Here is an 11,817-nt window from a genome sequence, read left to right on the forward strand (position 1 = left end):
AACCGGTGCACATGCCGTGCACCGGGGAACGACCCGGCGGATAAGGTCACTTCGACTGTGTTCTGCGCTCCGGGGGCGGCCCGAGCCCTGCGAGGAGGACGAGTGTGCGTCTGAGTCTGACCGTCGTCGACCCGCTCGGCGGCACCAGCGCCGATGTCGTACTCGACGCCGATCCTGAGTCGTCGGTCGGCGATGTCACCCGGGAACTGGCAGAGCATCTCGGACTCGGCGGCGGCGCACAGATCATCTCCCTCGCCGGACACCAGCATGGCGCCGGACACGGATCCGGTGGGGCGCCGCAGGCGTACGTCGACGGCTATCCCCTCGATCCCGGTGCCACCGTCGTAGGGTCCCCGTTGCGCGAGGGGGCCGTCGTCAGTCTGCACGATCCCGCGGGCTGCCTGCTCGGAGAGCCCACCGGCATCGTCGAGTTCCGCGTGGTCGGCGGGCCCGGGGCCGGTGCCGTGCACCGGCTCGGCGTGGGGCGGTACGACATCGGCCGGGGGACCACCGCCCACTTGCGCATCGACGACCCCGAACTCGCGGATCGCGCCGCCACCCTGTCCATCGCCATCGACGGCACCTGTGAAGTCGCCCTCCACGGCGAGCAACACGACACCGATGCCAAGGACGCCAAAGAGAGCAAGGGCGGTAAGAACAGCAGAAGCAGCACGGCGGACAAGGACAGCGGCAAGGACAGCCGTCCGTCCCCCGTCCGGCTCGACGGTGAGGGCTTCGACGGCGGCGACTGGCCACTCGGCGCGCAGCTCGCAATCGGCAACAGCCTGCTGGAGCTCACCCGTTACGGCCCGCCGAACGCCGCCCTGAAGTGGTCGGACGATGGTGCCGGACTGGACTACAACCGGCCTCCCCGGCTGCGTCCGGCCGAACGCGAGACGCACTTCCGTCTACCCAATCCACCCGGTGAGTACGAGGCACGTCCACTGCCGTGGCTGATGGCGCTGATGCCGCTGGTGGGTGCGGTGGTCTCGGTCCTGATCTTCCACCGCTGGTACTACATGATCATGGCCCTGATGAGCCCGCTGATGCTCATCGCCAACTACTTCATGGACAAGAAGCAGGGCCGCAAGTCCCATGCGAAACAGGTCAAGGAGTACAAGGAGCACAAGGAGCGAATCGAGGAGGACGCCCGGGAGGCGCTGCGCACGGAGCGGCTCGACCGCAGGGACGCCGTGCCCGACCCGGCCGCCGTCCTCACCTTCGCCACCGGCCCTCGTACCCGTCTGTGGGAGCGCCGGCGCGCCGATGCCGACCACCTGCTGATCCGTGTCGGCACCGGCAAGGTGCGCTCCGAGGTCGTGCTCGACGACCCCGAGCAGGACGAGCACAGGCGCGAGGTCACCTGGCGTATCGAGGACTCGCCGGTCGCGCTGCCGCTGAAGGACCTCGGCGTCGTCGGCATCGCCGGGCCCGGTGACTCCGCGCAGGCGCTGGGCAGATGGGCCGTCGCGCAGACCGCGGTGCTGCACAGCCCCATGGATGTGCAGTTCTACGTCCTCACCGAGAACGACGCGCACTCGCGCTGGGACTGGGTTCGCTGGCTGCCGCACGCCCGCCCCTCGGGCGGTCAGGATGTCAACGTCCTGATAGGGACCGACTCCGAGACCGTCGGCGCCCGCGTCGGTGAGCTGACCCAGGTTCTCGACGCCCGGCAGAAGGCGCTGAAGGAGACGGGCAACCGGAGTGACGGGCCTGCATTCTCCGACCCCGACATCGTCGTGATCTGGGACGGCTCCCGCCGCCTGCGTTCGCTTCCCGGGGTGGTTCGGCTGCTGCGCGAGGGCCCGGCCGTCTCCCTGTACGCGATCTGCCTTGACGAGGAGGAACGGTTCCTGCCGGGCGAGTGCCAGGCGGTCGTGCTGGCCGAACCGCGTCGTCACGACGGTCGTGGCGACGACAGCGGCTCCGTCCCCAGCCCTTCCTCGCAGGCCGCCGTCGGTGGCTTTCCCTCCTTCCATGCCTGGCACCGGGCGGCGCAGCCGAGCGAACAGGCGAGCGAGTGCGCCCCCGAACTGCGGCTGCGTGTGGAGCAGACCGATGCACGCCGACGGCGCGACGTACGACCCGACTTCGTCTCGCCGGCCTGGTGCGCCCGGGTGTCCCGTGCGCTGTCGTCGCTGCGCGACATCAGCGGCGAGACCGAGGACTCCGCCCTGCCGGCCGCCAGCCGGCTGCTCGACGTGCTGCAGCTCGAACCGCCCACGCGCGACGCGATCGCCGCGCGCTGGCGGATGGGCGGGCAGTCGACGATGGCGGTCGTCGGCGAGTCGTACGACGGCCCGTTCGGCATCGACCTCCGGCGCGACGGCCCGCACGGTCTGATCGCCGGTACGACCGGTTCCGGTAAGTCGGAGCTGCTCCAGACCATCGTGGCGGCGCTCGCGGTGGCGAACACGCCCGAGAACATGACGTTCGTGCTCGTCGACTACAAGGGCGGCTCGGCGTTCAAGGACTGTGTGAAGCTTCCGCACACCGTCGGCATGGTCACCGACCTCGACGCGCACCTCGTCGAACGGGCCCTGGAGTCGCTGGGGGCCGAACTGAAGCGGCGCGAGCACATCCTCGCCGCCGCCGACGCCAAGGACATCGAGGACTACCAGGACCTGGTGCGCCGGGATCCGTCGCACACGTCGGTACCCCGACTTCTGATCGTCATCGACGAGTTCGCGTCCATGGTGCGCGACCTGCCTGACTTCGTCACCGGGCTGGTCAACATCGCCCAGCGCGGCCGGTCCCTCGGTATCCACCTGCTGCTGGCCACGCAGCGGCCCAGCGGCGTGGTCTCCCCCGAGATCCGCGCCAACACCAACCTGCGCATCGCGCTGCGCGTGACCGACGCCGGCGAGTCCACGGACGTCATCGACGCGCCCGAGGCCGGGCACATCTCCAAGAGCACACCGGGCCGGGCGTACGTCCGCCTGGGGCACGCGTCCCTCATTCCCTTCCAGTCCGGCCGCGTCGGCGGACGCCGGCCCGGCGCGGCCGACCCGGAGGCACTGGCCCCCTGGGCGGGCCCACTGAACTGGTCCGACCTGGGGCGCGCTGCTCTACGGAAGCCCAAGTCCGAGGCGCGCGAGGACGACGAGATCACCGACCTGAAGGTGCTCGTCGACGCCGTGCGGGAGGCCAACCGAGCGCTCGGCGTCCCCGCCCAGCACTCCCCCTGGCTGCCGGCGCTGGAGGACACCCTGCTCCTCGACGACATTCCGGCGGTGCGGGCCCGGGGAGCGCTGCCCGCCGCCCCGTACGGTGTGGAGGACCTGCCCGCCGACCAGGCCCGCCGCCCGGTGGCTGTCGACTTCGCCACCTTCGGGCACCTGCTCGTCGGTGGCGCGCCGCGCACGGGCCGCTCGCAGCTGCTGCGCACCATCGCCGGCTCGCTGGCCCGGACGCACTCGTGTGCCGACGTCCACCTGTACGGCGTCGACTGCGGCAACGGCGCCCTGAACGCGCTGACCAGGCTGCCGCACTGCGGCGCGGTCGCGGGGCGCAACCAACTGGAGCGGGTCATACGGCTCTTCACCCGGCTGACCGGCGAACTCAACCGGCGTCAGGACCTGCTGGCCGAGAAGGGCTTTGCCGACATCGGCGAGCAGCGGGCCGCGGTCGCCGAGGACGAGCGGCTGCCGCACATCGTGCTGCTGCTCGACCGCTGGGAGGGCTGGCTGCCCACGCTGGGGGAGTACGACCACGGAGAGCTGACCGACCAGCTCTTCGCGATGATGCGGGAGGGCGCGAGCGTGGGTCTGCACGTGGTGCTCACCGGTGACCGGCAGGTTCTGTCGGGACGGATCTCCTCCCTCACGGAGGACAAGTACGGTCTGCGCCTCGCGGACCGCGGCGACTTCTCGATGCTGGACATCAACGCCCGCAAGGTTCCCGAGGAGATTCCCCCGGGCCGGGCCTTCCGCGCCGAGACCGCCGCGGAGACGCAGTTCGCGCTGCTCTGCGAGGACACCACCGGTCAGGGCCAGGCGGCCGCGCTGATCGCCATCGGTGACGCGGCGGCGGAACGGGACGCGGAGGTGCCGCGTTCCCGGCGGCCGTTCCGGGTGGACGTCCTGCCCGGCCGGATCTCCTTCGCGGACGCCTGGGCGATGCGCGACCCGGCGGCGAAGCCCTCGCCGCTGTGGGCCCTGGTAGGTGTGGGCGGCGACGAGCTCACCGCGTTCGGGCCCGATCTGGCCGAGGGCGTACCGGCGTTCGTGATCGGCGGTCCGGCCAAGTCCGGCCGCAGCACGGCGCTCATGAACTTCGCACGGTCCTATCTGGCCCAGGGCGTACGGCTGGTCGTCGCGGCGCCGCGCTCGTCGCCGTTGCGTGAACTGAAGGGTCAGGAGGGAGTGTTGCGGGTCTTCACGGGCCGCGACATCGACGAGGACGAGATGGAGGAGGCCATCAAGCCGGCCACGCCCGAGGCGCCGGTCGCCGTCCTGGTGGACGACGCCGAGGTGCTGGACGACTGCGACGCGGAGGACGTCTTCAAACGCATCGTCGAGCGAGGCGGCGAGGAGGGTCTGGCCCTCGTCATCGCCGGTGACGAGGAGGAGATCTGCGACGGCTTCTCCGGCTGGCAGGTCGACGCGAAGAAGGCGCGCCGAGGCATCCTGCTCTCCCCGCAGGACAGCTCCGCGGGCGAGCTGATCGGCATCCGCACGACCCGCAGCATGGTCGGCGGCCCGGTCACTCCGGGCAAGGGGATGCTCCACCTTGGCAGCGGCGAGCACATGACGGTAACGACGCCGAACTAGGTTCCTGCGCCGTTCCACTCGCCTCGGCTACTTCACCTTCGACAGCCGCGCCACCGGGTTTCCCGCCGCCGTGCTTTCCGCCGTGTACTTGATGTCGTCGCCCACCGCGGTGAGGCGGACCGTGTGTGGGGCCGGGTCGCAGCCCGCGTGGTTGGTCTTGGCGCCGCGCGAGACGGCGACGAGCTGGGTGCTTGTCACCTGTTTCAGGGTGAGTACGTCGTCGCAGATGCCGCCGAGCTGGTCCGTCTGGCGGAGGGTGCCCAACTCCTGGCCCGTGGCGGCCTGGTGGACGGTCAGGCGGAAGTCGCCGAGGGGCAGGGTGCCGTCGAGGGCGGTGCCCTGGCCCTCCCAGGTGCCGAGGTAGCGGGCGGGGACGGGCGAGTCGGTGGTGGTCGGCCGGGGGGAACGGTGGTCGCCGCCCTCGGTGGCGGCCGGTGGCGGGGTTCCGGCGGCGCTGCCGTCGTGGTCGTTCCGGAACGGCAGCAGCCACAGCACCGAACCGATGGTCACCACCGCCAACGCGCAGGCGACCGCGAGGACCATGGTGCAGCTCAGGCGGCGGCCCCTGCCGTCGGCGACCGGTGCCGCACCGCCGGCCACGGTGACGGAGAACCGGCCGCGGCCGTCGAGCGGCGCGGTGGAGCTCTGCGGGGGCGCGTCCCCCAGCTCGGAGAGCGTGGCCGGCATGGAGGGTGGGGGGCCGAAACCGCCGCCGGGTGCCGCTTGCGCGGGCTGCGGGTACTCGCCGGTGGCGGCTCCGGGGAAAGGGCCGGGCAGGGAGGGGCCGAAACCGCCGCCGGGTACGGCTTCTGCGGGCCGCTGGGACTCGCCCGTGGCTGCTCCTGGAAAGGGGCCGAACCCGCCGTCGGGTGCCGCTTCTGCGGGCTGCGGTCGCTCGCCCGTGGCGGCTCCGGGAAAAGAGCCGAAACCGCTGTCGGATACCGCCTCCGCGGGCCGTTGGGGCTCGTTCGTGGGTTTCGGGGGTGGGCCCGGGAACGAGACCCTGCTGAAGTTCAGTGGGCCGGACGGCGGCTGGGACGCGGGGTTCGGCGTCGTTGCCTCCAGGTTCAGGAGCGATACGGCGCTGCGGCTGACCTGTTCGACCAGGCGGGACGGGAGCCAGCCGGCCGCGGTCAGGCGGGAGGCGCCCTCGGGGGCGAGGCGGCGGGCCATCTCGGCGGGGCCGGGGCGGGCAGCGGGGTCCTTGGCCAGGCACGCCGCCGCGAGGTCCCTCAAGTCGCCGCTCAGTGAGCCCAGTTCGGGCTCCTCGTGGACGACCTTGTACAGGAGCGCCGCCGAGGAGTCGCCCCGGAACGGGGGCTCGCCCGTCGCGGCGTGCACCAGCACCGCGCCCAGGGAGAAGACGTCGGCCGCGCCCGTGACGCCCTTGCCGAGGATCTGCTCGGGCGACATGTAGCCGGGCGAGCCGACCGAGACGCCGGTCGAGGTCAGGGACGCGGTGCCGTCGGTGGCACGGGCGATGCCGAAGTCGATCAGCAGGGGGCCGTCCAGGGTGAGCAGCACGTTGGACGGCTTCACGTCCCGGTGCACCAGGCCCAGTTCATGCACCGCCGCCAGCGCCTCGGCCAGGCCCGCCCCCAGCGCCCGTACGGAGTGCACGGGCAGCGGGCCGGCGTCCGCGACCGCCGCGGCGAGGGAGGGGCCGGCCACGTAGGCGGTGGCCACCCACGGCACCGGCGCCCCGGGATCGGCGTCCAGGACCGGCGCGGTCCAGGCGCCGCCCACCCTGCGCGCGGCCTCGACCTCGCGGCGGAACCGGGCGCGGAACTCCTCGTCGAGCGCGAAGTGCGGGTGCACGATCTTCACCGCGACCGTGCGGCCGCCCGCGCTGCGGCCCAGGTAGACACGGCCCATGCCGCCGGAGCCCAGCCGGCCCAGCAGCCGGTAGGGACCCACGGTGGCGGGCTCGTCCTCTTCGAGCGGCTGCATGGCGCTCCCCCTCCCCCGTACGCCTCACAGCAGGGTAGTGCGCTACGGCCGGAGCAGCTCCACCTTCACGTCCGCCGGGAAGCCGGTCGTCGGGCCGACGCGCCGCGCGAACTCGGCGACCGCGGCCAGTTGCGGGGCGCCGAAGCTGAAGTCGAGGGTGGTGAAGTACTGCTCCAGGACCTCCTGGTCGAAGGCCTCCCAGCGGGCCGCCTGTTCGGCGACCTTGCCGACCTCTTCGAGGGAGAGGTTGCGGGACGCCAGGAAGGCCTCGTGCACCCTGCCGGTGATGTCCGGCTCCCGCTGGAGGTAGTCGCGCCGGGCCGCCCAGACCGCGAAGACGAACGGCAGTCCCGTCCACTCCTTCCACAGCTGCCCGAGGTCGTGCACGTCGAGTCCGTAGCGCGGGCCGTCGTGGAGGTTCGCGCGCAGGGCGGCGTCGCCGATGAGCACCGCCGCCTCCGCCTCCTGCATCATCAGGCTCAGGTCGGGCGGGCAGGTGTAGTAGTCGGGGGTCACCCCGTACCGCTCGGTCAGCAGGAGCTGGGCCAGGCGTACCGAGGTGCGGGAGGTCGAGCCGAGGGCGACCCGGGCACCGTCGAGCCGGTCCAGCGGGACCTGCGAGACGATCACGCACGACATCACCGGGCCGTCGCAGCCGACGGCGATGTCGGGGAAGGCGACCAGATCGTCCGCGTTCTTGAGGAACTCGACGAGGGTGACCGGGCCGATGTCGAGTTCTCCCCGCACGAGCCGCTCGCTGAGCTTTTCCGGGGTGTCCTTCGTCAGCTCGAAGTCGAGGAGCGTGCCGGTTCTCGCGAGCCCCCAGTAAAGGGGCAGGCAGTTGAGGAACTGGATGTGGCCGACGCGCGGCCGGGTGCGAGAAATGTCCACATCGGGAGGCTAGACCCTGCTCGGCACACTTCCCCCGCCGCCCCCACCGCCCTCCGTCACCACCACCCCGGGCACTCCGGCCGTCGGCTGTCCTCCACTCCGCGGCCACCCCCGCGCACTCCACGACACCCACGACCCCGACGACCCCGATTGGCGCAGTGCCCGCCGTCCTTCTCCGAGCGCCCGTCGATCTCGGTGCGTCAACCTCTCACCAGAACCTTCAAACATCCGGGTGAAGTGATCTTGACCTCTATTGCATTCGGCGCCCCACATGCTAGGCTCGCCAGCAAGTTGCAGTTTGGTTTCCCTTGCAGTACAGAGCCTGCGGAGCATGTGACCGCGGGCTCTGGTCGTTTTCAGACGTATGCAGTTGTGCGGCGATTTCGTTATCACACTTGCAGGTTCTGGAGCAGGGCGACCCTTTGAGCCCAAGGAGGGCTTATGGCTACCGGAACCGTGAAGTGGTTCAACGCCGAAAAGGGCTTTGGTTTCATCGCCCAGGAAGGCGGCGGCCCCGACGTCTTCGTCCACTACTCCGCAATCAACGCGACCGGTTTCCGCTCCCTCGAAGAGAACCAGCAGGTGAGCTTCGACGTCACTCAGGGTCCGAAGGGCCCGCAGGCGGAGAACGTCACCCCGGTCTGAGCGTTCGCGCGCAGTATCCGTTCTGAGTGCAGTACCCAAGGAGCCCCGCGCCGTCAGGCGACGGGGCTCCTGCCTTTTCCGGCGGTACCGCCGAACCCCGGACATAACGCCCGGATGAATTCCCGGCGAACTCTTCCCCGGACCCCCGGAACGCCCCCTGAACGCCTTCGGAACACTCCCGGAACGCCCTCGGGGCACTCCCGGGATACCCCCGGAATGCTCCCGTGAATACGGCGGACGCTACGCGTACAACCCCTCCACCTCCCGCGCGAAGTCGCGGAGGATCACCTCCCGGCGGAGCTTCATCGACGGGGTCAGGTGGCCTTCCCGTTCCGTGAAGTCCACGGGGAGCACGGTGAAGCGGCGGATGGACTCCGGGCGGGAGACGAGCTTGTTCGCCTCGTCCACGGCACGCTGCAGGACCGCCGTCAAGCCGGGGTCGTCGACGAGGAGTTCGGCGGGGACGGGAGGCCGGCCGGTCATCTGCCGCCAGTGGGCGATGCCTTCGGGGTCCAGGGTGATCAGGGCGGAGATGTAGGGGCGGCGGTCGCCCAGCACCATGCACTGAGAGATCAGCGGATGGGCGCGGAGCCAGTTCTCCAGCGGGGCCGGGGCGACGTTCTTGCCGCCCGCGGTGATCAGGATCTCCTTCTTGCGGCCCGTGATCGTCAGGTAGCCGTCGTCGTCCAGGCGTCCGATGTCGCCCGTCGGGAACCAGCCGTCGTGCGTCGCCGGTACCACCCCGCCCGCGTGCGGGTTCCAGTAGCCGCGGAAGACCTGGCCGCCGGCCAGCAGCACCTCGCCGTCCGCCGCGATCCGTATCCGCGTGCCCGGCAGCGGCCAGCCGACCGTGCCCAGGCGGGGTTTCTGCGGGGGCGTCACGGTGGCCGCGCCCGTCGACTCGGTCAGGCCGTAGCCCTCGTAGACCTCGACGCCGGCGCCCTCGTAGAAGGCGGCCAGGCGGCGGCCCAGCGGGGAGCCGCCGCAGATGAGGTAGCGCAGACGGCCGCCGAGCGCGGCCCGGATACGGCGGTAGAGGAGGGCGTCGTAGAAGGCGCGGGCCGCCTTCAGGGCGCGGCCGGGTCCGGGGCCCGTGCCGTGCCGGCGGGCCTCGGCCGCCTCGCCGTAACGGCAGGCCACGTCGGCGGCGCGGTCGAAGGACGAGGCCCGGCCGCCGCGCTCGGCGGTGGCGCGCGCGTTGTTGTAGACCTTCTCCAGCATGTACGGGATGGCCAGCAGGAACGTCGGCCGGAAGCTCGCCAGGTCCGCCAGCAGATCCTCCGACTTCAGACTCGGCGCGTGGCCGAGCCGGACGCCCGCGCGGACGCAGGCGACCGCGACCATCCGGCCGAAGACGTGGGACAGGGGCAGGAAGAGGAGCGTCGAGGCCTCCTCCGACGTCTTCGCCTTGAAGGCCGGGTAGAGGACCTCGATGGCGTTGTCGACCTCCGCCAGGAAGTTGCCGTGGCTCAGCGCGCAGCCCTTGGGGCGGCCGGTCGTGCCCGAGGTGTAGACCAGGGTGGCCGGCGTGTCGGGCCCGAGGACGCCCCGGCGCACGGTGACCTCCTGGTCCGGGACGCCCGCTCCGTACTCCGCCAGCCGGTCGAGGTGGCCCTGCTCCATGACCCACACATGCCGCAGGTCCAGCAGGCGCTCGCGTTCCGGGCCGAGAGCCGCCGCCTGCCGGGCCTTCTCCGTCACCAGGGCGACCGCGCCGGAGTCCTGGAGGATCGAGCGGACCTGGAAGACCGAGGACGTGGGATAGACGGGGACCGTGACCAGTCCCGCGGCCCAGGCGGCGAAGTCCAGGAGGGTCCACTCGTACCGCGTGCGCGCCATCACCGCGATCCGGTCACCCGGCGCCAGGCCCTCCGCGATCAGGCCCTTGGCCACCGCGCTCACCTGTTCGGCGAACTGCGCGGCCGTCAGATGCGTCCAGCCGCCGTCGCCGTCCGGGCGGCTGACGACCTGTCGGCCGGGGTCGGCGCTCGCGTTCTCGAACGGCAGGTCGGCCAGTGAGCCGTGCGTCACCGGCGGGACCAGCGGGGGTACGTACGCCTCGCGCACCTCGCCGTCCAGCCGCCGGGTCTGCGGCGCGACGAACGCCGGGCCCGCGTCGGGGTCGTAGTCGAACCCCGCCGAGGGCGAAGGGGCCTCACCGCCGTGGGGCGACGGGGACGAGTACGAGAGGGGCATGGCGGCTCCTGGTGCCTGCGGCTGCGCGCTGCTCTGCTGCGGTGGTACGCGCTGCGCTCACTGGTCGTTCACCGGTGGTGCGCGCTCTTGGGGTGTTACCGCCGGTTGCAAACGGGATCGTACGGGGTCGCGATGGGGAGTTCGTGCGGTTTCGGGGAGGGACCGGAGACGGTCCGGGAACAGGGCTGTGCCCGCACCGGCCCCTCGGCGCACCGAGTTGAGCAGGACGAACTCGCGTCGCCGGACTCGTGACACCCCGACCCTGCCCCCGGTCCTACCCCGCCCTACCTCCGGGCCGGCTCCGTCGGCGGGCTCCACGGGCGGTTCTCCATGAGGTCGCCCAGGCCCGCCCACGCGAAGTTCATCAGGGTCGCCGCCGCCTGGCGGGGCGTGACGCCGGGGGTGGCGTTGGCCCAGGAGGCGAGGGACTCGGCGGCGCCGACCAGGGCCTCGGCGAGCCCGGCGACCTCCCGCTCGGGCAGGGCGGGGTCGTGGTGGGCCTCACGGGCGGCGACGAGGATCAGCTCGGTGACGAACGCCACGATGTCCGCGCGCATCGCGGCGATCTCGGCCGCGAACGGCTCGCCCTGCGTGCGGGCTTGCACATGCAGCACCGTCCAGCCCTCCGGGTGCCGGGCGGTATGCGTGAAGAACGCCCGCAGTCCTTCATAGAGTTGACGGTCGGCGGGCAGTCCCGGGCGGACTCCGTCGCGGACCGCCTCGGTCAGCGCGGCGGCCTCGCGGCGGATGCAGGCGGTGAAGAGGTCTTCCTTGGAGTTCAGGTACAGATAGACCAAGGGCTTGGAGACGCCCGCCAGTTCGGCTATCTCGTCCATCGAGGCGGCCGTGTAGCCGCGCCGCCCGAAGATCTGGACGGCGGCGTCGAGCATCTGCCGCTCGCGCACCGCCCTCGGCATCCGTCCGGTCCTCACGGCACCCATGGGGGCAAGCCTACGGTTCGGGCACCGACCCGGCGGCCGTACGGACGCCGTACCGGCCGGATCAGGCCGTCAGCACTCCTGCCCCGACCGCATCGGACGATCAGACGTCAGGACGCCTGCTCCCGCGGCTGCGCCTGGGTGCGCGCCCGGTCGTCGGCGAGGTCCTCCTGGCCCGCGTTGGCCTCGATGTTCGCCTTCATGCGGTCCACCCGCCGGGCCACCTGCACCGACGCCCGGTCCCGCTCCTTGCGCAGGGCGACGAAGCTGATCGGGGCGGAGATCACCAGGGCGAGCGTGGCGATCCACAGGCCGTTGGAGCCGCCGAGGCCGCGCGGGGCGAGCCCGGAGTGGACGAGGCCCCAGACGACCACGAGGCAGCCCACGAAGATTCCGAGGCGCATCAGCGTGTAGCGGAGCATCTC

Annotated in this window: 7 protein-coding genes; 2 read left to right on the top strand and 5 right to left on the bottom strand. The window is 71.7% G+C overall.

All coding sequences use genetic code 11. The annotated features are described in order from the left end of the window. The first annotated feature begins 104 nt into the window (after nucleotides 1–104). Nucleotides 105–4,772 (top strand): FtsK/SpoIIIE domain-containing protein, encoded by a 4,668-nt coding sequence (locus tag ACIP4X_RS10465; RefSeq protein ID WP_391455870.1) that lies wholly within the window; start codon nucleotides 105–107, stop codon nucleotides 4,770–4,772. 27 nt (nucleotides 4,773–4,799) lie between these two features. On the opposite strand, the gene ACIP4X_RS10470 is transcribed toward ACIP4X_RS10465, so the two are convergent. Together ACIP4X_RS10470 and ACIP4X_RS10475 are read right to left on the bottom strand one after the other, a co-directional pair. Then, nucleotides 4,800–6,722: a protein kinase domain-containing protein gene (locus ACIP4X_RS10470; protein ID WP_391455868.1), complete on the bottom strand. Its 1,923-nt coding sequence runs from the start codon at nucleotides 6,720–6,722 to the stop codon at nucleotides 4,800–4,802. A 42-nt stretch (nucleotides 6,723–6,764) separates the two neighbouring features. Further along, nucleotides 6,765–7,613: an MqnA/MqnD/SBP family protein gene (locus ACIP4X_RS10475; RefSeq protein WP_391455866.1), complete on the bottom strand. Its 849-nt coding sequence runs from the start codon at nucleotides 7,611–7,613 to the stop codon at nucleotides 6,765–6,767. A 441-nt stretch (nucleotides 7,614–8,054) separates the two neighbouring features. On the opposite strand from ACIP4X_RS10475, the gene ACIP4X_RS10480 reads away from it, so the two are divergent. Then, nucleotides 8,055–8,258: a cold-shock protein gene (locus ACIP4X_RS10480; RefSeq protein WP_004984723.1), complete on the top strand. Its 204-nt coding sequence runs from the start codon at nucleotides 8,055–8,057 to the stop codon at nucleotides 8,256–8,258. Nucleotides 8,259–8,498: 240 nt separating this feature from the next. Here the strand turns inward: ACIP4X_RS10480 and ACIP4X_RS10485 are convergent, their stop codons facing one another. From ACIP4X_RS10485 to ACIP4X_RS10495, 3 genes are all read right to left on the bottom strand, one after another. Continuing rightward, nucleotides 8,499–10,454: an AMP-binding protein gene (locus ACIP4X_RS10485; protein ID WP_391455862.1), complete on the bottom strand. Its 1,956-nt coding sequence runs from the start codon at nucleotides 10,452–10,454 to the stop codon at nucleotides 8,499–8,501. A 284-nt stretch (nucleotides 10,455–10,738) separates the two neighbouring features. Beyond that, nucleotides 10,739–11,395, bottom strand: coding sequence for a TetR/AcrR family transcriptional regulator (locus ACIP4X_RS10490; RefSeq protein ID WP_358737887.1), 657 nt, complete (start codon nucleotides 11,393–11,395; stop codon nucleotides 10,739–10,741). Between the two features lie 107 nt (nucleotides 11,396–11,502). Then, nucleotides 11,503–11,814 carry a DUF4229 domain-containing protein gene (locus tag ACIP4X_RS10495; RefSeq protein WP_358737889.1) on the bottom strand — a complete coding sequence of 104 codons (312 nt, stop codon included), beginning with the start codon at nucleotides 11,812–11,814 and terminating at the stop codon, nucleotides 11,503–11,505. Between the last annotated feature and the right edge of the window lie 3 nt (nucleotides 11,815–11,817).

Source organism: Streptomyces sp. NPDC088817 (assembly GCF_044750345.1).
Taxonomy (GTDB): Bacteria; Actinomycetota; Actinomycetes; order Streptomycetales; family Streptomycetaceae; genus Streptomyces.